This is a genomic window from Sphingomonas sp. jy18 (assembly GCF_056931895.1).
On the sequence record NZ_JBXPBT010000001.1, the window covers coordinates 63,780 to 89,757 of the forward strand.

The following is a 25,978-nucleotide window of genomic DNA, read 5'->3' on the forward strand; positions in this document are numbered from 1 at the left end:
AACGTCAACCACGCCGCAGCACCTCCGGCACCGCATCCGCACCGAACAGCTCGGCGTAGCAATCCAGCGCAAAGCGGTCGGTCATGCCGGCGATATAATCGGCGATGTGACGGGCGCGTCCGGTCTCGTCCTGTGGCAAGCGCTCAATCCAGCTACCGCCCATCGCCTCGGGCTGGCCCTGATAGGCGACGAACAGCCCGGTCACGACCTCGCGCGCGGCATCCGCGGCCTCGATCTGGCTGGGGTGATGATAGAGGGTGCGGTACATGAAGCGCTTGAGATCGCGCTCCGCCGCCGCCAGCGCGTCGGACAAGCCGGCAAGCGGGCGGCCCGCGGCGCGGACATCGTCGACATTTCCGACCCCGGCCGCTCGGGTGGCGGCCAGCGTCGCGGCGATCACGTCATTGACCATCACGCCGATCTGGCTGCGCACCAGCTCGCGCAGGCGGCGGTCCTCGGCAACATCGGGCAGCGCCGCCTCGACCCGCGCAAGGTTGGCCGCGACCCACGGCTGTTCGCGCAATTGCGCCACGCTCAGCAGGCCGGCGCGCAGGCCATCGTCGATGTCGTGATTGTCATAGGCGATGTCGTCGGCAATCGCCGCCACCTGCGCCTCGAGCGAGGCATGGCTTGCGAGGTCCAGCGCAAAGCCCGCGTCGAGCGCGCGCATCGCCCAGGTCGGCTCGGTGACCGGGCCGTTGTGCTTGGCCAGCCCCTCCATCGTCTCCCAGGTCAGGTTCAGCCCGTCGAAATGCGGGTAGGGCGTTTCCAGCAGTGCCAGCGTACGCAGCGTGTGGGCATTGTGGTCGAACCCCCCATAGGGCGCGAGGCAGGCTTCGAGCGCATCCTCACCGGCATGGCCGAACGGCGGATGGCCCATGTCATGGGCAAGGCACAGCGCCTCGGTCAGATCCTCGTTGAGGCCCAGCGCACGCGCAATGGTCCGGCCGATCTGCGCGACCTCCAGGCTGTGGGTCAGGCGGACGCGATAATGATCGCCATCGGGCGCGATGAACACCTGCGTCTTGTGGCGCAGCCGGCGGAACGCGACCGAGTGGATGATCCGGTCCCGGTCACGCTGGAAGCAATCGCGCGGACCGCGCGTGCCATCGCCCGGCTCGGCATGCGCCCGGCCGCGCGACCGCTCGGGGCGGCACGCCAGATGCGCCAGCGGCCCGGCGCTCATCGCCGGGGCAATGGCGCCACTTCCTCGCCTGCCTCGCTGTTCCAGACAAAGCCCTGCCCGCCCGCAGCCGTCAGTGTGCGCAGCCAGTCGCGCGCGGCCGCGGCGTTGCGGAACGGGCCGACCAGCAGCCGGTTGGTCCGGTTCCATGTCGCGGTTGCGCCCGATTGCCCTTCGAACTGCTGCGGGAAGCGGCGCGCCATCCGCCGGTAATCGCCGGCCAGCGCGCTGACCGGGGAGCCGGTCGCGACCTGCACCCAGATCCGCGCCGGATTGGCGCGCAGCCGCTGCTGTTCGGCGCGCGCTTCGGCCTGGGCTTCGGCCCGGCGGCGTGCCTCGGCCTCGGTACGCAGGCGCGCCTGATCGGCGGCCCGCACCCGCGCCGCTTCCGCCGCGGCTTCGCGGGTGGCGCGCTGTTCGGCGGCGATGCGCTCGATCTCTGCAAGCGACAGCGCCTCGGCGGCTGCGGCGCGCTCGGCTTCGGGCACTTCGATGGTCTGGACCATGTCCGCCAGCGACCATCCGCTGACCACCGTGGTCTGCGACGGCGCCGGCGCGCTGGCAACGGGCGCCGGGGCGGGCGATGCAACGACCGCTACCGGGGCGGCCGTGAAACCGGGGCGGACGTCGCCGGTATCCGGCGGACCGGCCACCGCGCCGACACTTGCCGCGGCGCTCTGGGCCGGTGCCGGCAGCCGCGCGGGCGGTGCAACCATTGCGGGTGGCGGAGCTGATGTGGCTGTCTGGACGGCGACTGTGGCCGGTGCAGGGGTCGGGGTCGCAGTCGGGGTCGGCGCGGTGGCGACCACGGCAGGAGGCGCCGCCGTTGGCCGGGCCGGCACCGGCGGCGGGGGCGGAGGCGGCGTGCCGATATCGGCGCTGGCGACGCGCACCGGGGCGGGCGCGGGCGCAGGCGCCGGCGCCGGGGTTGCTGCGGAGCTGCGCGTGCGGCTGCGCGAACCACGGTCGCGGCCCCGCGTCCGTTCGGGCCGCGCTGCGGCCGGCGCGGCCGGCGCGGCCGTCTGCGCTGCCGCGAGCCGCACCGCCTCGCTGCGTGACGGCTGGTTGCGCACCGTTTCATAACCCGGAAAGCGCCCGAAGTGCGAGGCGGCGGCGAGCTGCGCCGGAGTCAGCCGGTCGAGCAGCGGAAAATAGCTGTCGAGCGCCTCGGCGAGTTCGGCGGGCAGCGTCTGGCGGGCGATCTGCCGTGCCTCATCGGCCCGGCCGTTCATCGCCAGGATCATCGCCCGTGAGCGCCAGGCGGCGCGGTCCTGCGCGCGCAGCAGCGGCGCGAGCAACTGCACCGCTTCGTCGGCGCGGCCCGAAATGCCGAGCGAGATCGCCCAGCGCCGGGTCAGCTCCGCCGACGGCGCGGACTGCTGCGCCACCGCATAGTCGGCCTGCGCACGCGCCTGGTTGCCGAGCAGATCGAAGGCAAGCCCGCGATCGCCCAGATAGGTACGATCCAGGCCGCCAGCGGCCACTGCCGCATCGAAATAGCGCAGCGCCTGCTCCGGGTCCTCGAGCTGGACCATCGCCGCGCCCAGCGCCGCCTTGATCACCGGATCGCGCGGCATGAGCGCCTCGGCGCGGATCAGGAAACCGAGCGCCGCGCGCGCATCTCCCAGCGCCAGCGCCGCACGCCCGGCCTCGGACAGGGCCATGCCGTCGCTGCCATCGGCGGCGATGCGCGAAAGCGCGCCGGTCAGTTGCTGCTGCGCCGACGATCGCGCTGCCGCCTCGGCGTCGAGCGGGGTCGCCGGTGCCGTGACCTGTGCCCGCGCGGCAGAGGGCATGGCAGAAGCGACCAGGGCGATCGTCGCCATTGTGGTGAAGGCGGTGAAAGGCAGGCGGCGCCGTGGGCGCCCGCGGCGCGACGTCATGGTCAGGATCATTCCGCCCGACTAGCACGTGCGACCGGCTTGGTCAGCCCCATCGGGCGCATCCCGCCCCCCGTTCGTCGCGACCGGTCTCGGCCGCGACGCAGCACGGGCTTCACTGGTTGGACTGTCGGCCCAGAAAGCGCGGGATCGACGGAAAGGCACTGTCATCCTCGCCCTCGTCGTCTCCGGCCTTGTCCTTGCCGCCTTCGATGCGCGACAAATGCTTCATCCGCTCGAACAGCGTCGCACCGGCGGGGACGCGCGACTCTTCGGCCTCGGGCGCGGTAATCGGCGGCAGAGACGGCTGCGAGGGCGGCGGCGGAGCCAGATCGTCGAACACGGCGGCAGGGGCGGCGGGTGCGGCAGGCTCGGGGGCCGGCGCTTCCAGCACCAGCTCGTCGGCTTCGTCCGCTTCCGGCGGCGTATCTTCCGCAGTCGGCTCGGTCAGTTCGAGCGGCTCCGGCTCGACGACGGGCGGCTCGGCCGAGAAGCTGCCGAAACCGGGCGCAGGCTCGGCATGCGCCGAGGGCGGCGGCACCGACAGGCCGATCGAGGGCGCAGCGGGGGCCAGCGACGGTGCGGGCGCGAAGGCCGGCGCGGGTGCCGGAGCGGCCGGAGCCAGCGAAGGCGACGCCGGACGCGGGGTGGAGAACAGCGAAGGCCGCTGCACCTGCGGCGCGCCTGCGCCCATCTCGAGGCCGGTGGCGACCACCGACACGCGGATGCGGCCGTTCAGCGATGGATTGAAGGCCGACCCCCAGATGATGTTGGCATCCGGATCGACCAGATCGCGGATATGGTCACCGGCTTCCTGCAGTTCGAACAGGCCCATGTCCTCGCCGCCGGAGATCGAGACGATGACGCCCTTGGCGCCCGCCATGCTGACCCCGTCGAGCAGCGGGTTGGCGATGGCCTGTTGGGCGGCGAGCAGCGCGCGGCCCTCGCCCTCGGCCTCGCCGGTGCCCATCATCGCCTTGCCGGCATCGCGCATCACAGATTTGACGTCGGCGAAGTCGAGATTGACCAGGCCCGGCATCACCATCAGGTCGGTAATCCCGCGCACGCCCTGCTGCAGCACCTCGTCGGCCATGCGGAACGCCTCGATGAAAGTCGTCTTGGCCTCGGCGATCATGAACAGATTCTGGTTGGGGATGACGATCAGCGTGTCGACATGCTGCTCCAGCTCCTCGATCCCGGCCTCCGCCGCGCGCATGCGGCGGGCGCCTTCGAAGCTGAACGGCTTGGTCACCACGCCGACGGTCAGGATGCCCTTGTCCCGCGCAGCCTTGGCGATCACCGGCGCGGCGCCGGTGCCGGTGCCGCCGCCCATGCCGGCGGCGAGGAACACCATGTGCATACCTTCGAGCGCTTGCTCGAGGTCGACGATCGATTCCTCGGCGGCGGCCCGGCCGACTTCGGGACGCGAGCCCGCCCCCAGCCCCTGCGTGATCTGCGTCCCCAGCTGGATGCGCCGCTCGGCCTTGCTGGCGTTGAGCGCCTGCGCATCGGTATTGGCAACGAGGAAGTCCACGCCCTGAACATCGGCGGCGATCATGTTGGCAATGGCATTGCCGCCGGCCCCGCCCACACCGATGACCGCGATCTTCGGTTTCAGACCATCGAGCTGCGGCAGACCGATATTGATGCTCATATGTTTTACTCCCCAGTCCGGCCAGTCGTTGCGACACCATCAAGTGGTGAAGGGCTGAACGAAACCACCAGTGGTTGAATCTTTGCACATATTGCGCGGCGGGTGAATCCCCAATCGTTTACCATGTTGCGTTTTTCTTTCATTTGCCGCGCTTCCACAGGCCGATCAGCCGCGACAACCAGTTGGCGCCATCCGCCACCGGCGTGCTGCCGCCACGCGGGCGCAGATCGGCGGGCGGGTCGGCAGCGTGCAGCACCAGGCCGATCGCCGTGGAAAACACCGGCCCGGCATGGGCCGTCGGCAGCCCGACGATCCCCATCGGCATCGCCGTGCGGGCATGGCCGCCCAGCGCGCCCTGCACATAATCGGCCATATTCTTGAGTTCCGAGCCGCCACCGGTCAGCACCACCTGGCGGTTGGCCGGCCCGCCATCGCCCATCGCCTTCAGCATCGCGCCGATCTGCGGGACGAAATGGTCGAGCCGCGCGCGGATCACCGCGTTGAGCTGTGCGCGGTTGATACGCAGACCCGCCGCGCCGTCATCCTCGGCGGACGGATCGACCGGCAACTGGTCCTGATGGTCGCGCGGGCTGGATATGGCCGATCCATATTTGCATTTCAGCCGCTCGGCCTGGCTGCGCCGCGCGCCGAAGCTGGCGGCGATATCGTCGGTGATGTCGCCGCCACCGGCAGCGATGGTGCCCAGCCCGATCAGCATGCCGCCGGCAAACAGGCCGACATGGGTCAGCGACGCACCGATGTCGACCAGCGCGGTGCCCAGATCCCGCTGTTCGTCGGTCAGCATCGCCCGGCCGGAGGCGACCATCGTCGCCACCACCTCGCGGACATCGACATGCGCGGCACGCACGGCGGTGACGAGGTTGGACACCGGGCCACGGTCCGCTTCGACCAGATGCACCGCCACGCCGAAACGGTCGGCGTGCAGCCCCACCGGATTGCGCACGCCCTCCCCGCCGTCGAGCGTGTAGAGCGCCGGCTGCGCGTGCAGCACCGCGCGTTCGTCGCGCAGCAACCGGTCGCGCGCGCGTTCGAGCAGCTCGTCGACATCGTCGGGCTCGATCTGGCCGCGGCTGAACTGTTCGCTATGGTGCTGGATGCTGCTGCTGATCGATCCGCCGCCGAAGCCGATCCATGCCTGTTGCACTTCCAGCCCGGCGACGCGCTCGGCCATTTCCAGCGCCTCGCGCACGCTGCGGTCGACCGCCGCGATATCGACGACATAACCGCGCTTGACGCCCAGGCTTTCGCGTACGCCGGTGCCCAGCGCGTGGATGGTGCCGTCTGCGGTCTGGCCGGCGATGACCACCGCGATCTTCGAAGAACCGACGTCGATGCCGGTCAGCAGCCGTTCGACCCTGGGTCCGGCCATCAGCCGCCTTCCCCGCCGTCGGCGCGCACCGAGGTGCTGATCGAGCGCAGTTCGGCATCGCTGATCGCACCGTCCGCGCCGGGCCGCATGATCAACTGATCGTCGAAGCGCATGTCCATGCGCACCAGCCCGCGCCCGAGCAGCCGGTTGACGCCTTCGACCCGGGCGAATTCGGCAAAGGCTGCGTGCGCGGCGCTCTCGTCTTCGGGAAGCAACAGATCCTCGCCGGTGCGGAAGCGCAGCGTCCAGCGCCGGTCGCCGACCCATTGCGCGCCGGCAATCTGGTCCTTGAGCGCCGGAGCGGCATCGAGCAGTTCGAGCAGGGCCGGCATCTGCACCTTGGGGTCGACGCCGACCAGCACCGGCAGGCCCGGCACCGATGCGGCATCCACCCCGGGCAGCCGCACGCCGGCGCGGTCGATCAGCGTATATTGTCCGCGCTCCTGCCACACCGCCACCGGCTCGCGCTCGACGAGGTCGATCACCAGCGTATCGGGCAGGCGGCGGCTGACGCGGGCATCGGCGATCCAGCCATAGTCCTTGAGTTCGGCGCGGACCTCGGCGAGGCTGAACGCCGCCATCGAGCGATCCTTCTGCTCCAGCGCCTTTTCATAGATTTCCAGGTAATCGGCGCGATTGACGCCATTGACCTCGATCCGCTCGACCACAAACCCCGCCCGGCCGATGGCCGCGACCGTTTCCGCCCGCGCATAGGCCAGCACACCGGTCGCCCAGGCGGCGGCCAGTCCGCCGCTCACCAGCAGCAGTGCGAACACGCCGACGGCAAGCCGGCGCACCACTGCCGGCGGCAGCGGCTGCGCATCGAGCAGGCGGCGCGCCAGCGGCTTGCGTGCCCGCGCACGCTGCGGCGCCCGCCCGCGCGTGCTGCCCGAGCGTTTGACCTTGGTGCTGGTGGATTTGCTGCCCCTGCTCATAGCGCCTCCTCGACGATCCTCTCGACCAGCTCGGCATAGTCGATGCCGCATGCTTTCGCCTGCTCGGGCACCAGGCTCAAGGGCGTCATGCCCGGCTGGGTGTTGACCTCGAGCAGGAAGATGCCTGCCTCGCCCTCGGCATCGTCCCAGCGGAAGTCGGAGCGCGACGCGCCCTTGCATCCCAGCAGGCGGTGCGCGTCGAGCGCGATCTGCTTCATCCGCGCGGCAATGGCGTCGGGCACCTGCGCCGGGCAGATATGGACGGTCATGCCCTCGGTATATTTCGCGTCATAATCGTAGAAGCCCGATTTGACCTCAAGCTCGGTGACCGTCAGCGCCTCGTCTGCCAGCACCGCCACGGTCAGCTCGCGCCCCTTGATGAAGGGTTCGGCGAGCAGTTCGGCAAATTCCTGCCACGGCCCCACCGCGTCGCGCGCGATCGGGCTGCCGTAATTGCTGTCGTCGCGGACGATGGCGACGCCGACCGACGATCCTTCGTTGACCGGCTTCAGCACATAGGGGCGCGGCAGCGGATCGCCGGCAAACAGGCTCTCGCTGGCGACGATGGTGCCCGCGGGCATCGGGATGCCGTGCGGCACCAGCCGCTGCTTGGTCAGCTCCTTGTCGATGGCGATGACGGAAGTGACGAGGCCCGAGTGGGTGTATTTCAGCCCCATCAGATCGAGCATGCCCTGCACCGTGCCATCCTCCCCTGGCACGCCATGCAGCGCATTGAATACGACATCGGGCCTGGCCTCGGCCAGCCGCAGCGCGACATCGCGGCCCATATCGATGCGGGTGACGCGATGCCCGCGCGACTCCAGCGCACGCGCCACGCCTTCGCCGCTCATCAGCGACACCTCCCGCTCGGCGGACCAGCCGCCCATCAGGACGGCGACATGCCATGGGCCGCGGGTCATGCGGTCCTCCCCCGCAGGGGGAGGGGGACCATCCGCAGGATGGTGGAGGGGCCAGCGCGGTCCGCAGCAGCGGGGTAGAGGCTTGCGCCTGCCCCTCCACCAGCTTCGCTGGTCCCCCTCCCCGTTCCAGGGAGGACCTGTTCAGCAACGCTCACTTCGCCAGCCCCACCCGCTGAATCTCCCACTGCAATTCCACCCCGCTCTTGTCCTTCACCCTGCGCCGCACCTCTTCGCCCAATGCCTCGATATCGGCGCTGGTGGCTTCACCGGTATTGATCAGGAAGTTCGTATGCTTCTCGCTGACCTGCGCCCCGCCCAGCATCAGCCCGCGACAGCCGGCTTCGTCGACGAGCTGCCACGCCTTGTGACCGTCCGGGTTCTTGAAAGTCGAGCCGCCGGTCTTGCTGCGCAGCGGCTGGCTGGCCTCGCGCGAGGCGGCGATACGGTCCATCTCGGCCTGAATCGCGGCGGGGTCATCACGATGTCCGCGAAACGTCGCACCGATGACAATAGCACCATCGGGAAGTGAACTGTGGCGATAGGTGTAGTGAAGATCAGCAACCGACAAGAACTTGCGTTGGCCGCTGCGCAGAACCACCTCGCACTCGGTGAGGATGTCGCATGTCTCGCGGCCGTAGGCACCGCCGTTCATGCGAACAAAACCGCCAACGGTGCCAGGAATCGAGCGAAGAAACTCGAGGCCGCCAATGCCGGCATCCCGAGCGGTGGAGGACACGAGAATGCCCGATGCGCCGCCCCCACAGCGAAGCGTCGTACCATCAAGAGCTTCGACCTTCGCAAACGCCTTGCCCAGCCGCACCACCACGCCTGGCACGCCGCCATCGCGAACGATGAGGTTGGAGCCGAGGCCGAGCGCCATCGCCGGCACGGCAGGATCGAGGTCGCGCAGGAAAGCGGCGAGATCGTCGGCATCCTTCGGCTCGAACAGCCATTCGGCCGCACCGCCGGACTTGAACCAGACCAGCGGGGCAAGCGGCGCGTTAGGCGTGAGCTTGCCGCGAACCGAAGGAAGCATTGCAAGGCTCACCGCCGCGCCTCCACCGCTGCTGCCAGGCCCGCAGCCATCTTGGTGATGTCGCCCGCGCCCATGCAGATGACGATATCGCCAGCCGCCAGCTCACCCGCCGCGATGTCGGCGGCGATATGCGCCGCCAGCGCGTCGGCATCTGCCACCACCGCCGCCTGCCGGTGCCCGCGATCGCGCAGCCCGGCGACCAGCGCGTCGGAGGACACGCCCTCGATCGGGGTTTCGCCCGCGGCATAGACGGGCAGCGCCAGCACCGCATCGGCATCGTTGAACGCCTGCTGGAACTCGACGATATGGTCGCGCAGGCGGGTGAAGCGGTGCGGCTGGACCACGCCCAGCACCCGCCCGGCACCGACGCTCTCGCGCGCTGCGGACAGCACCGCGCGGATTTCCACCGGATGGTGCGCATAATCGTCGATCACCGTGACGACACCGCCGGCAACCGCGATCTCGCCGACCTTGGTGAAGCGCCGCTTGACCCCGGCAAAGCCCTGAAAGCCCGAGACGATCTTGTCGTCGGCCACGCCCATGTGCAGTGCCACGGCGATGGCGGCGAGCGCGTTCTGGACATTATGGCGGCCCGACATCGGCAGGTGGATGCCCTCGATGGTGCGGCTGCCGCCATCGCGATCCCGCACCACCACGTCGAAGCGGTTGCCATCCGCCCCCGGCGTCACATTGGTGCCGCGCACGTCGGCCTGCGCCGAAAAGCCGTAGGTGACGATGCGCCGGTCGCGGATGCGCGGGATGATCGCCTGTACCTCGGGATGATCGAGGCACAGCATCGCCGCGCCGTAGAAGGGCACATTCTCGATGAACTCGACGAACGCGTCCTTGATCGCGTCGAAGCTGCCATAATGGTCGAGATGCTCGGGATCGATGTTGGTCACCACCGCGATGGTGCCATCGAGCCGGAGGAAGCTGCCGTCGCTCTCGTCGGCCTCCACCACCATCCAGTCGCTCGCACCCAGCCGGGCGTTGGAGCCGTAATTGTTGATGATCCCGCCGTTGATCACCGTCGGGTCGATGCCGCCCGCGTCGAGCAGCGCGGCGACCAGGCTGGTGGTCGTCGTCTTGCCATGCGTGCCCGCGATGGCGACCGTGGATTTCAGCCGCATCAGCTCGGCCAGCATCTCGGCGCGGCGGACCAGCGGGATGCGGTTGGCGAGTGCGGCCTCGACCTCGGGATTGCCGCGCTTCACGGCGGTCGACGTCACGACAACCGCGACGCCTTCGACATTTTCCGCCTTCTGGCCGATGATCACCTTGATGCCGCGCTGGCGCAGCCCTTCGACGACATAGCCCTCGGCAATGTCGCTGCCCTGCACCCGATAGCCCAGATTGTGCATCACCTCGGCGATGCCCGACATGCCTATGCCGCCGATGCCGGCGAAATGGATGATGCCGATGTCGGTGCCGACGCCTTTCATGCCCGCGCACCCACCAGACCGGTGCGTGCAGCCGCGCCCTCGCCTGCCCCGACGCGGATGACGTCCATCAGCCCCGCGCCCCCGCTCCGCTCGACCAGATCGGCCAGGTCGCGCGTCGCGTGCGGGCGACCGACGCCGAGCGCACGGGTCGCGGCATTTTCTAGCGCGCCCGGTTCCAGCGCCAGCTTCTGCATCTGCTTGGCCAGCTCGACGACGGTGAACTTCGGCTGCTGGATCGCGCGCGCGCCGCCGACGGCGACCATCTCGCGCACATTGTGGGTCTGGTGATCGTCGGTGGCGATCGGCAGCGGCACCAGGATGGCAGGCCGCCCGGCGCAGGTCAGCTCGGCAATGGTAGACGCGCCCGCGCGACCGATGACGAGATGTGCCCAGTTGAGCTTGGCTGGCATGTCTTCGATATAGGTGGCGAGATCGGCAGGGATTCCGTGCGCGGCATAGGCCGCGCGCACCCGGTCGATATCCTCCGGCCGGCACTGCTGCGTCACCTGCAGGCGTTGGCGGAAGGCGACCGGCATCAGCGCCAGCGCATCGGGCACGACATCGGCAAAGATGCTCGCCCCCTGGCTGCCGCCGGTCACCAGCAGGCGGAACACGCCCTCTTCGCTCACCGGCGGATAGCCGAGCGTGCGCAGCTCCAGCACCGCTTCGCGTACCGGATTGCCGACCAGATGCACCCGCGATGCGGCGCTGGCCGGCAGCCGCGCGACATCGGGATAGGCGGTGGCAATGGCATCGACCCGCCGCGCCATCAGCCGGTTGACCCGGCCGAGCACCGCATTCTGCTCGTGGATCACCGTCGGCACCCGCGCCGAGCGCGCCGCGAGCAGCGTCGGCAGGCTGGGATAGCCGCCGAAGCCGACCACCGCTGCCGGCTGGAATTCGCGGATCAGCGCCAGCGCCTGCGCGCGGCCCCTGGCGATGGCCAGCGCCGAGCGCACCCAGCCGACCGGCCCGCCACCGACGCGTCCGGCGGGCAGCACATGCACCTCCACGCCATCGGGCAGCCCGCCGATCTTCGCGCCGCGATCGTCGGTGACCAGCGCGATGCGATGGCCGCGGGCAATCAGCTCGGTCGCCAGCGCATAGGCGGGCATCATGTGCCCGCCGGTGCCGCCTGCGGCGAGGATGTAGTGGCGGGAAATGCTCATCGCGGGGACCATCCGGAGAAGTTGACGGGGGCAGCGCGATAGGGATTACGCCGCGTCAGCGCCAGCAACAATCCCATGCTCAGCGACAGCGCCCACAGCGACGATCCGCCATAGCTGATGAACGGCAGCGTCATGCCCTTGGACGGGGCGAGCTGCAGGTTGACGGCGATGTTGATGAACACCTGACCGGTGAATTGCGCGATCAGGCCGGATCCGGCCAGGATGACGAACTGGTCCTTTTCCTCGCGCAGCCGCTGGATGACGCGTACGATCAGCGCGACATAGAGGAACAGGATGGCGGCACAGGCAATCAGGCCGAATTCCTCGCCGATCACCGAGAAGATATAGTCGGTATGCGCTTCGGGCAGGTGCCATTTGGCGGTGCCGGTGAACGGCCCGGAACCGATCAGGCCGCTGTTGGCCAGCGTATCCAGCCCCTTGTCGACCTGATGCTGGTCGCCTTCGCCGAACAGGAAGCCGTCGATGCGGCGTCGCGCGGTTTCGTAGAGGAAATAGGTGGCGATGCCGAACACCGCCCCGCCGGTGCCGAGCAGCCCGAGCAGGCGCATCGGCAGTCCGGCGATGAAGGCGAGCACCAGCCAGGTGCCGACGAACAGCACCGTCTGGCCGAAATCGGTCTCCAGCATCAGCAGCACCGCGATGACGCCGGTGAGGATGAAGGTCAGCGAAAAGACCGGCAGCGTCCGGTCCTCGACGCGGCAGGACAGGATCCAGCCGACCGCGACCGCGAACATCGGCTTGAGGAATTCCGAAGGCTGCAACCGGTAAAAGCCCTGCCCCAGCCAGCGGTAGGAGCCGTTGGACTGCGAGCCGATGCCGGGGATCAGCACCAGCACCAGCGCGATGATGCCGGCGAACAGCGCCCACATCGCCACCGTCCTGATCTCCAGCTTGCTGCGCATGCCGGTGAGGATGAGGATGCCGATCCCGGTCGAGACCCAGAAGATCTGGCGATAGAGATAGTAGAGATCGGCCACCGGCTGCTTGACCCGCCGCTCCATCACCTCGGCACCGACCGGTGAGGCCACGGCAACCGCGAGCAGGCCGATAGCCATCAGGCCCAGGATCATCGCCAGCAGGCTGCGGTCGATTTCCGCATACCAGCGCGCCACCGGGCTGCGGTCTGCACGGCTGAGCGGCGCAGGGCGGCGGCGGCCATGCAGTTCGGGCGGGACGAACGGCGTGTCGGCGGCTTCGGCGGTGGTGCTGGTCATGGCTGGCCTTCCCCTGCGGCGAGCGAGGTGACGAGTGCGCGGAAATGATCGCCGCGATGTTCGAAATCGCGGAACTGGTCGAAGGAGGCGGCGGCGGGCGAGAGCAGCACGACATCGCCCGGCTGCGCGGCGGCACGCGCGGCGGCGATGGCTGCGTCCATCGTGCCGGAGACGGTCACCGGCGCGCGGCCCGCCAGCGTGCGCTCGAGCATCGGCGCGGCATCGCCGATCAGATAGGCGTGCTTGACGTTGCCGAGCAGCGGCTCGCATTCGCCGACGCCCTCGGTCTTGGCGAGGCCACCGACGATCCAGTGAATGCGCGGCGCGGGCGCGAGCGGGTAAGCGGCAAGCGCGGGGGCGGCGGAGGCGGCGTTGGTCGCCTTGCTGTCGTTGACGTAGAGGACGCCGTCGATTTCGGCGATGCGCTCCATGCGGTGGGGCAGGCCGGGATAGGTGCGGAGGGCCTGTAGCGTGGCGTCTCGTGAAACACCCAAGAGGCGACACACTTCCATAGCTGCTGCTGCATTCTGAGCATTGTGTGGCCCAGCCAGGGACGGCGACCTATCAATTTCAGAAACGTCGGCAACGCTTGCGTGCCATGTATGGCTTAGAGCGATACGCTTGCTGATTGGACCCTGAGGCGCAAGGCCGCCAAGCGCAGCAGCTATGGGGTCATCAATGCCAAAGACCCCATGATTCTCCCATGACTGCATGGTAAACAGGCGCTCTTTGCTTTTCACATAGCCCTCGAACCCGTCATACCGATCCAGATGATCTGGCGTGATGTTGAGCAACACCGCCACCTCACAATCGAGGCTGAAGGTCAGGTCGATCTGGTAGCTCGACAGTTCGAGCACATAGACCCCGCCTTCCGGCAGCGCAGGCTGCGACAGGATGGGGATGCCGATGTTGCCGCCCATCGTCGTCGGCACTCCGGCCGTCTTCAATATGTGGTGGACCAGCGCGGTGGTGGTCGATTTGCCGTTGGTGCCGGTGATGCCGACCACCTTGTGCGGCGGCAGGTAAGGCCGCGCCAACGCGAACAGCTCGACATCGCCGATCAGCGGCACCCGCGCCGCACGCGCCGCGGCGGAAATGGGGTGCCGGTTGATCGGCACGCCGGGGGAGACGACGATGCCGTCGAAGCCGGTGAGGTCGATGGTGAGCGGATCGGCGAGCGCCAGGTCCTCCCCGGAACGGGGAGGGGGACCATCCGCAGGATGGTGGAGGGGCACAGGCGGCGTGGCGCTTGGTTGAGAGCCTGCGCCCACCGGTGCCTGCCCCGCCACCAGCTTCGCTGGTCCCCCTCCCCGTTCCGGGGAGGACCAGGCCGCGACGACTTCCCGCGCCTCTTCCCTCTCGTCCCACGCCACGACACGCGCACCGGCAGCGAGCAGCGCGCGCACCGTCGCCAGCCCCGAGCGCGCGAGGCCATAGACGGCGTAGCGTTTCCCGGCGACGCTCGCCCCTAGTGGAAAGACCGAAGGCTCGCCCGCGCTCACCGCAGCTTCAGCGTGGCGAGGCCGGCCAGTGCCAGCACGATGGAGATGATCCAGAAACGGATGACGACCTGGCTTTCGGGCCAGCCCAGTTGCTCGAAATGATGGTGGATCGGCGCCATCTTGAACACCCGCTTGCCCGTGCGCTTGTACCAGAAGACCTGGATGATCACCGATAGCGCCTCGACCACGAACAGGCCGCCGACCAGCACCAGCACCAGCTCATGCTGCGCCGTCACCGCCACCGCGCCCAGCGCCCCGCCGAGCGCGAGGCTGCCGGTGTCGCCCATGAAGATCGCCGCCGGCGGCGCGTTGAACCACAGGAAGGCCAGCCCGCCACCCATGATCGCCGCACAGAAGATCGCCAGCTCGCCCGCGCCGGGAATATGCGCAATGCCCAGATATCCCGCGAACTTGGCGTTGCCGGTCAGGTAGGTGATGACGAGGAAGGTCAGCGCCGCCATGATCACCGGAAAGGTCGCGAGGCCATCGAGCCCGTCGGTCAGGTTGACTGCATTGCCGAAGCCGACGATCAGCACCATCGCGAACACATAATAGAACAGGCCGAGGTCGATCGACACCTCGTTGAGGAACGGCAGATAGAGCTCGGTGCCGGTGCGGTCGACGATCAGGAAGACGACGATCCCGGCGATGATGAATTCCAGCGCGAGCCGCACCTTGCCGGATACGCCCGCATGGCTGCGCTTCTTGACCTTGTCATAATCGTCCATGAACCCGATCGCACCGAAACCGATGGTGACGAACAGGCACGCCCAGACGAAGGTGTTGGTCAAATCCATCCACAGCAGCGCGGAGACGATCAGCGAGACGAGGATCATCAGCCCGCCCATCGTCGGCGTGCCGCGCTTGGCGAGGTGGGTCTGCGGGCCGTCCTCGCGGATCGGCTGGCCTTTGCCCTGCCGCACCCGCATCATCATGATGAAGCGCGGGCCGATCACCAGCCCGATCACCAGCGCGGTGGCGATGGCCGCGCCCGAACGGAACGACAGATAGCGGATCAGATTGAGTGGCCCCGGAAACCCCAGCCATTCCGCCAGCAGATACAGCATCTTATTTTTCTCCCTCCGTCAGCGCCGCGACGATGCGCGACAGGCCGACCGAGTTGGACCCCTTGATCAGGATGACATCGCCGCTGCGCAGATCGGCTTCGAGCCGCTGCCGCGCGTCGTCGACGCTGGCCCCATGGGCGAAGTCGATGGGCTTCTCAAGCCTTGCCGTAGCGATAGCCTCGGCGAGCTCCGCCATTTCGTCGCCGACCAGGATCGCCTTGTCGATGCCGGCGCTGACAAGGTGCGGCAGCAGCTCGGCGTGGAAGCGCGGGCCATGCTCTCCCAGCTCCTTCATCGCGCCGAGCACGGCGATGCGGCGCTGCGCCGGCTCCCTGCCCAGCTGCGCCAGCGTCGCGGCCATCGATGCCGGATTGGCGTTGTAGCTTTCGTCGATCAGCAGCGCGGATCCGCCGTCGAGCGCGATCGGGTGCCGGGCGCCGCGCCCGGCGAGGCCGGGCAGTTCGGCGAGTGCGACCCCTGCCGCCGGCAGGTCGCCGCCCGCGGCCTGAACGGTCGCCAGCACCGCCATGGCGTTGGCCACCCAATGCTCGCCGGGCTGGGCTAGGCTGAAGCACAGGCTGGTCTCGCCCATCTGCGCGGTGACCAGACTGCCGCCGCTGTCATGATCGACCACCCAGTCGCGCGCGCGCACATCCGCGCCCTCGCCGACGCCGAACGCGACTTGCGTGGCGCTATGCGGCGCGGTTGCAGCGCGCAGGCGGCCGAACCACGGGCTGTCGAACGGCAGGATCATCGTGCCGCCGGGTTCCAGCCCCTCGGCAATCTCCGCCTTGGCATCGGCAATCGCCTCCAGCGATCCCAGATTCTCGATATGCGCGGGCGCAATGGTGGTGATCACCGCGGCATGCGGGCGCACCTGCCGGGTCAGCGCGGCGATCTCGCCTGCATGGTTCATGCCCATCTCGAACACGCCGAACTCCGCCTCGCGCGGCATGCGGGCGAGGCTCAGCGGCACGCCGGTATGGTTGTTGTAGCTCTTGACCGAGCGATGCACCTTGCCCGGCCGATGCCGGTCGAGCGCGGCGGCAATCGCTTCCTTGGTGCCGGTCTTGCCGACCGAACCGGTCACCCCGACGATGCGCGCGCCGCTGCGCGCGCGGGAGGCGCGCCCCAGGGCTTCCAGCGCCGTCATGCCGTCGGCCACCAGCACATGCGGGTGATCGACCGGTCGTTCGACGATCGCGCCCGCCGCGCCGGCGGCAAAGGCCTGCTCGATGAAGCGGTGGCCGTCGGTGGTTTCGCCCCGCAAGGCGATGAACAGGTCGCCCGGGCCGACCTCGCGGCTGTCGAAGGTAACCCCGTGCACCGCAAAGTCGGCGCTGGCGGTGCCGCCGGTCGCTGCCGCGATTTCTGCGGCTGTCCACAATGGCGAAGGATGAGGCGCGCTCACCGTCCGGCCTCCTCGCGCGCGACGCTGGCGTCATCGAACGGCAGCACCCGCATCGCGTCGCCGCTGCCGACGATCTGGCCCTGCTCATGCCCCTTGCCGGCGATGACGACGATGTCGTCGGCCCCGGCTTCGGCAATCGCGGCGGCAATCGCCTCGCGCCGCCCCGGCACTTCGCTGGCGCCCGGCGCGCCTGACAGGACAGAGCGGCGGATCAACGCCGGGTCTTCCCCGCGCGGATTGTCGTCGGTGACGATGACCACCTCCGCGCCGCGCACCGCTTCCGCGCCCATCGCCGGGCGCTTTCCGGAATCGCGGTCGCCGCCGGCGCCGAACACGCAGATCAGCCGACCGCTGACATGCGGCCGCAGTGCCGCCAGCGCCGCTGCCAGCGCATCGGGGGTATGGGCATAATCGACATAGACCGGCGCGCCGCTGCGGGTCAGCGCCGCCCGCTCCATCCGCCCGCGCACCGGCTGAACGCGGGACAGTGCGGCGATGGCCGCATCGGCATCGGTGCCGGTGGCAATGGCAAGTCCTGCAGAGACAAGCGCGTTCGACGCCTGGTAGCCGCCGATCAGCGGCAGCTTGACGGTGCGCTCGCCCAGTCCGGTGACGGAGAGGGTCAGCGTCTGGCCCATCGGCGTCGGCACGCGCGCGAGCAGGCGGATATGGTCGCCCTTCTCCCCCACCGTCAGCAGGCGCAGGCCGCGCCGTGCCGCATGCCCGGCTGCCGCCTCCGACCAAGCATCGTCCGCCCAGATCACTGCCGCGCCATCGTCCGCCACCACCTCGTCGAACAGCCGCATCTTGGCCGCGAAATAGGCCTCCATCGTGCCATGATAGTCGAGGTGATCGCGGCTGAGGTTGGTAAAGGCGGCAGCGGCGACCCGTGGCCCCTCGGCGCGATATTGGTCGAGCCCGTGGCTGGAGGCTTCGAAGGCGCAGTGGGTCACCCCTTCGGTGGCAAGGCCCGACAGATTGGCAAGGAAGGTGACGATGTCGGGCGTGGTCAGCCCGGTGGAGACCTGATCGTTGGCGGTGGTGATGCCAAGCGTGCCGATCGACGCCGCGACCTGGCCGGTCAGGTGCCAGATCTGCCGGGTCAACTCGACGGTGGAGGTCTTGCCGTTGGTCCCGGTCACGGCGACCAGCGTGGCCGGTGCACGATCGAACCAGCGCGCCGCGGCAAGCGCGAAGGTCCGGCGCGGTTCGGCAGCGGCGACATGCACCGCGCCCGCCACCTCGGCCTCGGCGCGCGCGACCACCGCCACCGCGCCGCGCGCGACCGCGTCCGCGATCACTGCCTCGGCATCGAAGCGGGCCCCGCGGAAGGCGCCGAACAGGGCACCGGGCGCGATCTGCCGATGATCGATTGCGACGCCGGTCACTTCGACCGACGCCGCCGCATCATCCAGTCCGTCGATCAATCGTCCAAGCCGGGTCAACGCTCGCTCCGCGGTTTCCACAGCAATGGCTCGAGCTCGCTGATGTCGACGTCGCGGTGCGCGTCGGGATAGATGCCGAGCATCGGGCCGATGCGCTGCACCACCTTGCGGACCACAGGCGCAGCGGTAAAGCCGGCGGTGCGCTGGCCGAGCGAATAGACGTTGCCCGGGGGCCGGTCGATCATCACCAGCACCACATAGCGCGGCCGGTCCATCGGGAAAGCCGCAGCGAAGGTGGCGACCACCGAATTGCGGATATAGCCCGCGCCTTCGGAACGTTCGGCCGAGCCGGTCTTGCCGCCGACACGATAGCCCTCTGCATCGGCACGCTTGCCGGTACCGATCGAAACGATCATCCGCAACAACTGCCGCATCCGCGCGCTGGTCGCCTCGGTGAACACGCGGCGACCCGGCACGGCATGGCCTTCCTCGACCTTCAGCAGCGTCGCCGGGCGCCAGATGCCGCCATTGACCAGCGCGGCATAGGCACTGGCGAGATGCAGCGGCGTCACCTGGACGGAGTGGCCGAAACCGGCGGTGATAGTGCTGGTACGGCCCCATGGCGACACCCAGCGCGGGCGCCCCACTTCGCCGATCTCGAGCTGCGGGCGCCGGTCGAATTCGAGCGCGCGGAACATCGCCTGCAGCCGGTCCTTGCCCAGCTTGTCGGCAATCTGGCCGGTGACGATGTTGGACGAATGCACCAGCGCCTCCGGCACGTTCAACCAGCGATGCGAGGAGTGCGAATCGCCGATGCGCCGCCCGTCGATGACCAGCGGCCGGGTCGCGTCATAGCGTTTGGCCATATCGGTCACGACACCCGCGTCCATCGCGGCGGCAACGGTCAGCGGCTTGAAGGTCGAGCCCAGCTCATAGGTCATCCACGACACACCGTTGCGCTGCGCCGCCGGATTGTCGAACCGCACCCGGTTGGGATCGAAGCTGGGGTTGGAGGCCATGGCCACCACTTCCCCGGTGTCGACATCCAGCACCAGCCCCGCCCCGCCCTGCGCCTCGAGCTGCTCTACCGCGTCGTTCAGCTCCAGCTCCAGCGCCGCCTGCACGCGCGTGTCGAGCGACAGCACCAGCGGTGTGCCCAGCATCGACGGCCGGGTCAGGCGGTCGTTGTGGAACTTCTCGATGCCCATGCCGCCATCGGCCCTGTCCGGCACGAAACCCAGCACATGGGCGGCGAGCCGCCCCTGCGGGTACAGGCGTTCGGCCACCACCGGATATTCGAAACCGATCTCGGCAAGCTCGTTGACGGCGTTGAGCTGCTGCGGCGTCGCATTGGCGCGCAGCAGGGCGGAGGAATGGCTGACGATGCGGCGGCGCAGCATGGCGCGATGCTCGGTCTCGTCGCTGCCCTCGGGCGCCGGAAACACCGTCACCAGCGCATCGGCGAACGCGTCGACATTGCCGCTGCGCGCATAAGCGGAAAGGTGCCGCCGGGTCGCCGCAATCTGCCCGGCGGTCGCGCCGTCCGGGGCGATGCTCTCTGCGCGCATGGTCAGGCGGCTGTAGAACCAGGCGGCGCTGCGGTCCGGGAAGATGCGCGCCAGCTCGCCGGCCAGCCACTGCGGATCGTGCATCAGCGCGGTCTTGACCACGCGCAGCGAATGCACCGGGATGGTGCGGGCGAGCGGGACATTGTTGCGATCGACGATATCGGCGCGCAGATAGCTGACAGAGGTGGAGGCCTGCGCCGGACTGACCAGCCCGACAGCCACCAGATAGACGATGCGCAGCAACAGGACGCCGCCGACCGCGAGCACCGCGAGCAACAGCATCCTCAGCCGCCCGTCCGCCTCCTGTGCGAACTGGCGGCGCAGATCGGCGCGGCGCAGCGGGTCAGGACGGGCGATCGCAGCGCTCACCGCAGCGCACCTGCGGGGATCAGCGTGACATCGGCGCTGGCAATGGTGTCGATGCGGCGCGACGGCACATCTTCATCGTCGTCGATCCCGGGCGAAACCGGGTCGGCGGCGGCGAAGCGGACTTCGGCGCGCCCGTCGATCCCGCGCAGCGGGCGCAGGCGATCGAGGCTGGCAATCGCCCGCTCGCCTGACAGATACTGGCCGGGCGCCGGGGCGACATAGCCGATCATGTCGCGGTTCCAGCGGTCGAGCTGAGAGACATTGGCAACCACCGCGATATCGCCCTCGATCATGCGGTTGCGCAGCCGCACATCGGCAATGCGCTGTTCGACGCGGCGCAGTTCGGACTGGGTGGCGGAAACCTGCAACGACACCGGATAGACGATCAGGGCACAGATCGTCAGCAAAAGGATGAGGCCGATATTCTGTAGCTTGCGGGCAGCGAAGATCATCGACGGACACTCCGGGAGGTTGCGGGGGAAGACCAGGCAGGGGCGGACGTACGCACCGCGCTGCGCAGCGTGGCGGAGCGGGCACGGGGGTTACGGGCGGTTTCGGCGTCGGAGGGTTTGACCGGCCGGGCGACGGCACCGAAACTGGGGGCAGGATTGGCATTGGCGACCTGCGCCGGCAGGTGCCGGGACCCTGCCGGATCGCCGCCGCTGCGGGTGCGCAGGAAGGATTTGACGATGCGGTCCTCAAGGCTGTGGAAGGTCACGATCGCCAGCCGGCCGCCAGGCTTGAGCGCCCGCTCGGCCGCCTCGAGCCCGCGCTCCAGCTCGCCCAGCTCGTCGTTGATGGCAATGCGGATCGCCTGAAAGCTGCGCGTCGCCGGGTCCTTGGGCGCTCCGGGGCGGTAGCCCAGCGCCTTGCGGACCACGGCGGCCAGCTCAGCCGTGCGGGTCAGCGGCCGCGCCGCGACAATGGCCCGCGCCACGCGGCGCGACTGGCGCTCCTCGCCATAGCGAAAGAGCGTGTCGGCAATCTCCTCCTCGCTCACCCGGTCGATCCACTCGGCGGCGGTCTCGCCCGATTGCGCCATCAACATGTTGAGCGGGCCGTCCTGCCCGAAGGCGAAGCCGCGCTCAGCCCGGTTGAGCTGCATCGAGGACACGCCGACATCGAAGGTCGCGCCGTCGAGCCCGCTGGCACCGACGTCGGCGATGATCTGCTCGAGATCGGAAAAGCGCCCGTGCACCAGCGTCAGCGCACCCTCGGCCTCTTCCACCAGCGGCTGCCCCTCGGCGATGGCATCCGGGTCCTGGTCGATGGCGATGACCGTGGCACCGCGCGCCAGCAGCGCCCGGCTGTAGCCGCCGGCGCCGAACGTGCCGTCGAGATGCGTCTCCCCGGCAGCAGGCGCGAGTGCGGCGAGCACCTCGTCGCGCAGCACCGGGATGTGGCGGGGATCGTCATGGACGGCGACACTCATGCCTTGCCGCCCTTCTTCTTTTTCTCGGCCTCGGCCCGTTCCGCCGCCTCGACCTGCAACTGCACGCCGGCAAAGGCCGGGTCGTCGCGCAGCGACTTGATGCGGTCGAGCTGCCAGATTTCGAAGAACTGGCCCATGCCGCGCAGGAACAGCTCACCCTCCAGCCCGCCGAGGAAGCGATACTGATCGGGCACCGAAAAGCGCCCCGATCCGTCGATCGGCATCACCTCGCCGCCATGCAGCCGCCCGCTCATGTCGCCGAAATTGAACGGCTGGTTGCGGCGGATGGCGATGTCTTCCTGCTTTTCGACATAGGCGTCGATGGTCGCCCGGAAGGTCGGGCTGGCGCCGATCAGGCACGGCGCGGTCATGTGCTGGCAGATATAGACCTGCTTGTGGGTCGGCCGGTCGGGGTTGAGCATGGGCACGGAGTTGCGGAGCTGAGCGGGCAGCGCCAGCCGGTCAGCGCTGTCGAGGCGGGCAAGCGCGAAGCCGGTAAAGATGCCGTCCCCCTGCATGACCCCCAAATCGTCCCCTTGCGGCCCCGGCTGCTGCCGTGGGCAAAGCTTCCCCTCCACCGGAAACGGGCGACAAAGCCCCTCCGGCGCGAAACGCGTCATCGATGCGCGAGTAATCCTCCGCTGCAGCTTGGTGTTACCAAGCCAGCGACAAGGCGCAAGGGATTTTTGGGCAAAAGACTATAAAAGCTGGGGATATTCTGTTTTTGTTCTCATTTTCCCGTCCGTGATATTGGGGGTGGCCGGCATGGTTGCTGGCTGAGGGGGGCTGCGCCTGAACATCATGGCATGCCTGCCCCCAGCGCATCACGGCGCTTGCTCCACGATGGCAGGGCGCGCGCGCGGCCCGCTTCTCCACCGAGTTTATCGAGCAGCCACAGCATGTTGCCCGACCGCCAGTCGAGCGAGGATGCAGACCCTCCGGGCCCTGCCCACAGCGGCGCTGCCAGCATGTCGGCGTCTGCCACCAGCAGCGCATGGCCGCGGCCGATCCGGCACTCGGCAATCAGCCCCTGCGCCCGCAGCAGGCACTGCGAGTCGCGGCCATGGAACCGCCCGGGGCTCAGCATTTCGAGCCGCTGGCCCGAATCCCGCACGGCGGTGCGCGACTCGCTGAGGCCTTCCGGCGCCGCCAGCTCCACGCCCCAATGCGCCAGCAACGGCCCGAGCAGCGAGGTGACGGGCGGATTGCGCGGATCGCCCAGCGGCCACGGCGGCGGCCAGCTCGACAGCCCGTCCGCAAGCACCACCGCCCTACCCCCGCCGCGCACCCAGCTGTCGATCGCCACCAGTTGCGCCGGATCGAGCGCGGGCGGATGCGCCAGCAACAGCACGTCGCTGTCGGCCAGCACCGCCGCATCGACGGTCGCCAGCCGCCGCTCGCGGGTGGCCCGCGCGAGCAATGCCGCCAGCGGGTCTCCCGCCTCGCCATCTCCGGCATGTGCCGGTCCGGCTTGCAGCACTGCCGCTGGCGGCGCGCCAATCGGCAGCGCGGTCAGCACGGCGACACGCGGGCGCTGCGCGTCGACGATGTCGATGCGATAGGCGCTCTCGACCATCGGCCAGGCCAGCGCGTTCCAGCCGATGGCGAGCGCCGGCAACACCGCCAGTACCACCAGCCGCCGCGCCCAGCGGCGCTCCCCCGCAAGCCGCATGCCGACCTGCACGACGCTGGTGACGATCTGCGCCGCGGCCAGCAGGATCAGCGTCGCGATGGTCCACTCGCCCTGCCGCAAGCCTTCCATGCCGTCGACGACCTGGATCGTGCCGAGCAGGATCGCACCACCGCCCGCTGCCATCAGCAGGCTCCACCACATCGGCTGTCCGCGCATCGCCCAGACGGCGACCACCGCCGCCCATCCGGCACCGGGCACCGCCAGCAGCGGATCGACCCGGCCAAGCGCCAGCCAGCCGCCGCCGGTCAGGGCGATGGCGATCAGCGCCAGCGCATAGAGCAGGACCGCCGCCAGTGCCGCGCGCCGGGGCGCAACCGCAGCGTTCATCGGCGCCGCTGGGACGCTTCGAGCTCGGGATCGGGCTGCAGGTCCGGCACGATCACCCCGCCATCGCCGGTCGGCACCACCGGCACGGTGCCGCTGCCCGGCACATCCTTCGCTTCGACCGTCAGCGGCACGTCCGCCAGCGGTTCATTGGCGGAAGGGGACGGCGGAGCGGGATTGCCCGGATTGTCGACGCCCACCGCCTCGGCCTGCGCCTTGGCCACTTCGGCCTGCTGGCGCGCCTCGCCGGTCAGATAGCCAGCCAGCAGCACCAGCAACAGCATCAGCAGCAGGCCACCCAGCCCGATCAGCAACCGGCGGCGGCTCTCCTGCCGGACATGCGTGGCATTGTCGGTCGATGGCGTGATGGACCCCCCGGTCACGCCGCGGCCTCCGCCACCGCACGCAGCGGGGCCAGGCCCTTCGCTGCACGCCATTCTTCATTGTAGAGAGAGGAGAGATAGCGGAAACCGCTGTCGCACAGGATGGTGGCGACCCGGCTGCCCGGCCCCAGCGCCTTGGCCAGCGCCACCGCACCGGCCACGTTGATGCCAGAGGACAGGCCGAGGCACAGCCCCTCTTCCTTGAGCAATCGCTGCACCCAGTAATCGCCTTCCGCATCGGACATGCGGAACTGCGTATCGATCGGCGCGCCCTCGAGATTGGCGGTGATGCGCCCCTGCCCGATGCCTTCGGCGACGCTGCTGCCCTCGGCCCTGAGCTCGCCATGCGCGTAATAAGAATAGAGCGCCGCGCCATGCGGGTCGGTGAGCGCGATGGTCACCCGCTCGTCCCGTTCCTTGAGGCCCAGACCGACCCCGGCGATGGTCCCGCCGGTGCCGGCAGCGCAGGTGAAGCCGTCGATCCGGCCCTCCATCTGCTCCCAGATTTCCTGCGCGGTGCCGGCGATATGCGCACGGCGGTTGGCGATATTGTCGAACTGGTTGGCCCACACCGCACCCGCCGTCTCCTCGGCGATGCGGCGGGAAGTGTGCACGAAATGGCCGGGGTTGGCGAAGGGCGCGGGCGGCACCAGCACCAGCTCTGCCCCCAGCGCACGCAGCGTATCCATCTTCTCGCGGCTCTGCGTGTCGGGCATGACGATGATGGTCTTGTAGCCACAGGCATTGGCAACCAGCGCCAGCCCGATGCCGGTGTTGCCCGCCGTCCCTTCGACGATCGTCCCGCCGGGCTTCAGCAGGCCCTTTTCCTCGGCATCGCGAACGATGAACAGCGCTGCACGGTCCTTCACCGAAGCCCCGGGGTTGGCAAACTCGCATTTGCCGAAAATCTCCGCCCCCGCCGCCGCGCTGGGGCCGGCGAGGCGAACCAGCGGCGTGTTTCCGATGAGGGCGAGGCTGTCTTGCGCGATATGGGTCACGAGCGGAGATGTAACCCCGCACTCCAGTCGCGACAAGCGGGGCAAATCTTTACCGGGGTGAAGGCGGGCCAACCCGGTCGTTGGCTCCCTCCCGTAGCGCTGAGCGTGTCGAAGGGCGTTTTGCGGCAACGGGAAACGCCCTTCGACAAGCCCGGGACTGCGGCTTACGACGTGTCGACACATCGAAAGGACATGCCATGGACCTCAAGCTCAACGGACGCACCGCCCTGGTGCTCGGCGGATCGAAGGGGATCGGGCGCGGCATCGCCGAGGCGTTGGCCGCGGAAGGCGTCGCCGTCGCGCTCGTGGCGCGCAATGCCGATCAGGTGCGCGCTGCTGCCGACGCCATCGCCGCCGCGCACGGCACCGCGGCCTTCGGGTTCAGCGCCGATCTGGCGGACTGGACCAGCATCGAGCGCGCCATGGATGCCGCACGCAGCGCGCTGGGCGGCGATCCCGACATTCTTGTCAACAACAGCGGCGGCCCGCCGCCATCGGGCGTCGCCGGCATCGACCCGGGGCTGTGGTCGGCGCAGTTCGATACGATGGTGCTCAGCCTCATCCGCATCGCCGACGCGGTGCTGCCCGGCATGCGCGCGCGCAAATGGGGCCGCATCCTCACCGTCGCCTCCAGCCTGGTGGTCGAACCGAGTCCGATGATCGGCGTGTCGAGCGCGCTCCGTTCGACCCTGGTCGGCTGGTCCAAGGTGTTGTCGAGCGAGGTCGCCGCCGACGGAATCACCGTCAACATGCTTCTGCCCGGCCTGATCGCCACCGATCGCACTGCCTTCCTCGACCGCATGACGGCCGAAAAGACCGGCAGGACCGTCGCCGAAGTCGAAGCACAGCGCACCGCCACGATCCCGGTCGGCCGCTACGGCACCCCGGCGGAATTCGGCGCAGTCGCCGCCTTCCTCGCCAGCGACGCCGCCGCCTATGTCACCGGATCGATGATCCGCATCGACGGCGGAGCGATGCGCTCGGTGTAACCCGGCGCATCGC

Annotated in this window: 22 protein-coding genes; 1 reads left to right on the plus strand and 21 read right to left on the minus strand. The window is 69.1% G+C overall.

The window, feature by feature from the left end; genetic code table 11:
* Positions 1-4 precede the first annotated feature (4 nt).
* From AC0QC4_RS00325 to AC0QC4_RS00425, 21 genes are all read right to left on the minus strand, one after another.
* Positions 5-1,186, minus strand: coding sequence for a deoxyguanosinetriphosphate triphosphohydrolase (locus tag AC0QC4_RS00325; RefSeq protein ID WP_483657554.1), 1,182 nt, complete (start codon positions 1,184-1,186; stop codon positions 5-7).
* A complete protein-coding gene (locus AC0QC4_RS00330; protein ID WP_483657555.1) occupies positions 1,183-3,009 on the minus strand; it encodes a tetratricopeptide repeat protein in 1,827 nt (608 codons plus the stop codon). The genes AC0QC4_RS00325 and AC0QC4_RS00330 overlap by 4 nt, the downstream gene beginning before the upstream one ends.
* 169 nt (positions 3,010-3,178) lie before the next feature.
* Positions 3,179-4,717, minus strand: coding sequence for a cell division protein FtsZ (gene ftsZ, locus AC0QC4_RS00335; protein ID WP_483657556.1), 1,539 nt, complete (start codon positions 4,715-4,717; stop codon positions 3,179-3,181).
* Between the two features lie 139 nt (positions 4,718-4,856).
* A complete protein-coding gene (gene ftsA, locus AC0QC4_RS00340) occupies positions 4,857-6,107 on the minus strand; it encodes a cell division protein FtsA (RefSeq protein ID WP_483657557.1) in 1,251 nt (416 codons plus the stop codon).
* The gene (locus AC0QC4_RS00345; protein WP_483657558.1) at positions 6,107-7,042 is read right to left on the minus strand and encodes a cell division protein FtsQ/DivIB; all 936 of its coding nucleotides are present in this window, start codon (positions 7,040-7,042) and stop codon (positions 6,107-6,109) included. Before AC0QC4_RS00345 ends, ftsA begins: the two co-directional genes overlap by 1 nt.
* Complete coding sequence (locus AC0QC4_RS00350) at positions 7,039-7,962, minus strand: D-alanine--D-alanine ligase (RefSeq protein WP_483657559.1); 924 nt, start codon at positions 7,960-7,962, stop codon at positions 7,039-7,041. The genes AC0QC4_RS00345 and AC0QC4_RS00350 overlap by 4 nt, the downstream gene beginning before the upstream one ends.
* Positions 7,963-8,113: 151 nt before the next feature.
* Entirely contained in the window at positions 8,114-8,998 is an 885-nt protein-coding gene (gene murB, locus AC0QC4_RS00355) for a UDP-N-acetylmuramate dehydrogenase (RefSeq protein ID WP_483658628.1), read from the minus strand.
* A gap of 8 nt (positions 8,999-9,006) precedes the next feature.
* Positions 9,007-10,440, minus strand: a complete 1,434-nt coding sequence (gene murC, locus AC0QC4_RS00360; protein WP_483657560.1) for a UDP-N-acetylmuramate--L-alanine ligase — start codon at positions 10,438-10,440, stop codon at positions 9,007-9,009.
* On the minus strand, positions 10,437-11,609 hold the full coding sequence (gene murG / locus AC0QC4_RS00365; protein ID WP_483657561.1) for an undecaprenyldiphospho-muramoylpentapeptide beta-N-acetylglucosaminyltransferase: 1,173 nt from the start codon (positions 11,607-11,609) through the stop codon (positions 10,437-10,439). The genes murC and murG overlap by 4 nt, the downstream gene beginning before the upstream one ends.
* Positions 11,606-12,844 carry an FtsW/RodA/SpoVE family cell cycle protein gene (locus AC0QC4_RS00370; RefSeq protein ID WP_483657562.1) on the minus strand — a complete coding sequence of 413 codons (1,239 nt, stop codon included), beginning with the start codon at positions 12,842-12,844 and terminating at the stop codon, positions 11,606-11,608. Before AC0QC4_RS00370 ends, murG begins: the two co-directional genes overlap by 4 nt.
* Positions 12,841-14,346, minus strand: coding sequence for a UDP-N-acetylmuramoyl-L-alanine--D-glutamate ligase (murD, locus tag AC0QC4_RS00375; protein ID WP_483657563.1), 1,506 nt, complete (start codon positions 14,344-14,346; stop codon positions 12,841-12,843). The genes AC0QC4_RS00370 and murD overlap by 4 nt, the downstream gene beginning before the upstream one ends.
* Positions 14,343-15,413 (minus strand): phospho-N-acetylmuramoyl-pentapeptide-transferase, encoded by a 1,071-nt coding sequence (mraY, locus tag AC0QC4_RS00380; protein ID WP_483657564.1) that lies wholly within the window; start codon positions 15,411-15,413, stop codon positions 14,343-14,345. The genes murD and mraY overlap by 4 nt, the downstream gene beginning before the upstream one ends.
* Position 15,414: 1 nt before the next feature.
* Positions 15,415-16,824, minus strand: a complete 1,410-nt coding sequence (locus AC0QC4_RS00385; protein WP_483657565.1) for a UDP-N-acetylmuramoyl-tripeptide--D-alanyl-D-alanine ligase — start codon at positions 16,822-16,824, stop codon at positions 15,415-15,417.
* Positions 16,821-18,269, minus strand: coding sequence for a UDP-N-acetylmuramoyl-L-alanyl-D-glutamate--2,6-diaminopimelate ligase (locus AC0QC4_RS00390; RefSeq protein WP_483657566.1), 1,449 nt, complete (start codon positions 18,267-18,269; stop codon positions 16,821-16,823). Before AC0QC4_RS00390 ends, AC0QC4_RS00385 begins: the two co-directional genes overlap by 4 nt.
* The gene (locus tag AC0QC4_RS00395; RefSeq protein ID WP_483657567.1) at positions 18,266-20,146 is read right to left on the minus strand and encodes a peptidoglycan D,D-transpeptidase FtsI family protein; all 1,881 of its coding nucleotides are present in this window, start codon (positions 20,144-20,146) and stop codon (positions 18,266-18,268) included. Before AC0QC4_RS00395 ends, AC0QC4_RS00390 begins: the two co-directional genes overlap by 4 nt.
* A complete protein-coding gene (locus AC0QC4_RS00400) occupies positions 20,143-20,598 on the minus strand; it encodes a hypothetical protein (protein WP_483657568.1) in 456 nt (151 codons plus the stop codon). The genes AC0QC4_RS00395 and AC0QC4_RS00400 overlap by 4 nt, the downstream gene beginning before the upstream one ends.
* Positions 20,595-21,578 carry a 16S rRNA (cytosine(1402)-N(4))-methyltransferase RsmH gene (gene rsmH / locus AC0QC4_RS00405; protein ID WP_483657569.1) on the minus strand — a complete coding sequence of 328 codons (984 nt, stop codon included), beginning with the start codon at positions 21,576-21,578 and terminating at the stop codon, positions 20,595-20,597. Before rsmH ends, AC0QC4_RS00400 begins: the two co-directional genes overlap by 4 nt.
* Positions 21,575-22,096, minus strand: a complete 522-nt coding sequence (locus tag AC0QC4_RS00410) for a hypothetical protein (RefSeq protein WP_483657571.1) — start codon at positions 22,094-22,096, stop codon at positions 21,575-21,577. The genes rsmH and AC0QC4_RS00410 overlap by 4 nt, the downstream gene beginning before the upstream one ends.
* A 281-nt stretch (positions 22,097-22,377) precedes the next feature.
* Positions 22,378-23,598, minus strand: a complete 1,221-nt coding sequence (locus tag AC0QC4_RS00415; RefSeq protein ID WP_483657572.1) for a Gldg family protein — start codon at positions 23,596-23,598, stop codon at positions 22,378-22,380.
* Positions 23,595-23,978 (minus strand): hypothetical protein, encoded by a 384-nt coding sequence (locus AC0QC4_RS00420; RefSeq protein ID WP_483657573.1) that lies wholly within the window; start codon positions 23,976-23,978, stop codon positions 23,595-23,597. Before AC0QC4_RS00420 ends, AC0QC4_RS00415 begins: the two co-directional genes overlap by 4 nt.
* Entirely contained in the window at positions 23,975-24,976 is a 1,002-nt protein-coding gene (locus AC0QC4_RS00425; protein ID WP_483657574.1) for a cysteine synthase A, read from the minus strand. The genes AC0QC4_RS00420 and AC0QC4_RS00425 overlap by 4 nt, the downstream gene beginning before the upstream one ends.
* Positions 24,977-25,173: 197 nt before the next feature.
* Between AC0QC4_RS00425 and AC0QC4_RS00430 the strand changes: the two genes are divergently transcribed.
* Positions 25,174-25,965, plus strand: coding sequence for an SDR family oxidoreductase (locus AC0QC4_RS00430; protein ID WP_483657575.1), 792 nt, complete (start codon positions 25,174-25,176; stop codon positions 25,963-25,965).
* Positions 25,966-25,978: the final 13 nt, after the last annotated feature.

What these genes read in the sequence shown, in the direction of transcription:
- AC0QC4_RS00415 (WP_483657572.1), bottom strand. Translation starts at nt 23,598, where the DNA reads ATGAACGCTGCGGTTGCGCCCCGGCGCGCGGCACTGGCGGCGGTCCTG.
- rsmH (WP_483657569.1), bottom strand. Translation starts at nt 21,578, where the DNA reads ATGAGTGTCGCCGTCCATGACGATCCCCGCCACATCCCGGTGCTGCGC.
- ftsZ (WP_483657556.1), bottom strand. Translation starts at nt 4,717, where the DNA reads ATGAGCATCAATATCGGTCTGCCGCAGCTCGATGGTCTGAAACCGAAG.
- mraY (WP_483657564.1), bottom strand. Translation starts at nt 15,413, where the DNA reads ATGCTGTATCTGCTGGCGGAATGGCTGGGGTTTCCGGGGCCACTCAAT.
- AC0QC4_RS00370 (WP_483657562.1), bottom strand. Translation starts at nt 12,844, where the DNA reads ATGACCAGCACCACCGCCGAAGCCGCCGACACGCCGTTCGTCCCGCCC.
- ftsA (WP_483657557.1), bottom strand. Translation starts at nt 6,107, where the DNA reads ATGGCCGGACCCAGGGTCGAACGGCTGCTGACCGGCATCGACGTCGGT.
- murG (WP_483657561.1), bottom strand. Translation starts at nt 11,609, where the DNA reads ATGAGCATTTCCCGCCACTACATCCTCGCCGCAGGCGGCACCGGCGGG.
- murB (WP_483658628.1), bottom strand. Translation starts at nt 8,998, where the DNA reads ATGCTTCCTTCGGTTCGCGGCAAGCTCACGCCTAACGCGCCGCTTGCC.
- AC0QC4_RS00430 (WP_483657575.1), top strand. Translation starts at nt 25,174, where the DNA reads ATGGACCTCAAGCTCAACGGACGCACCGCCCTGGTGCTCGGCGGATCG.
- AC0QC4_RS00345 (WP_483657558.1), bottom strand. Translation starts at nt 7,042, where the DNA reads ATGAGCAGGGGCAGCAAATCCACCAGCACCAAGGTCAAACGCTCGGGC.
- AC0QC4_RS00330 (WP_483657555.1), bottom strand. Translation starts at nt 3,009, where the DNA reads ATGGCGACGATCGCCCTGGTCGCTTCTGCCATGCCCTCTGCCGCGCGG.
- murC (WP_483657560.1), bottom strand. Translation starts at nt 10,440, where the DNA reads ATGAAAGGCGTCGGCACCGACATCGGCATCATCCATTTCGCCGGCATC.
- AC0QC4_RS00325 (WP_483657554.1), bottom strand. Translation starts at nt 1,186, where the DNA reads ATGAGCGCCGGGCCGCTGGCGCATCTGGCGTGCCGCCCCGAGCGGTCG.
- AC0QC4_RS00350 (WP_483657559.1), bottom strand. Translation starts at nt 7,962, where the DNA reads ATGACCCGCGGCCCATGGCATGTCGCCGTCCTGATGGGCGGCTGGTCC.
- AC0QC4_RS00400 (WP_483657568.1), bottom strand. Translation starts at nt 20,598, where the DNA reads ATGATCTTCGCTGCCCGCAAGCTACAGAATATCGGCCTCATCCTTTTG.
- AC0QC4_RS00410 (WP_483657571.1), bottom strand. Translation starts at nt 22,096, where the DNA reads ATGCAGGGGGACGGCATCTTTACCGGCTTCGCGCTTGCCCGCCTCGAC.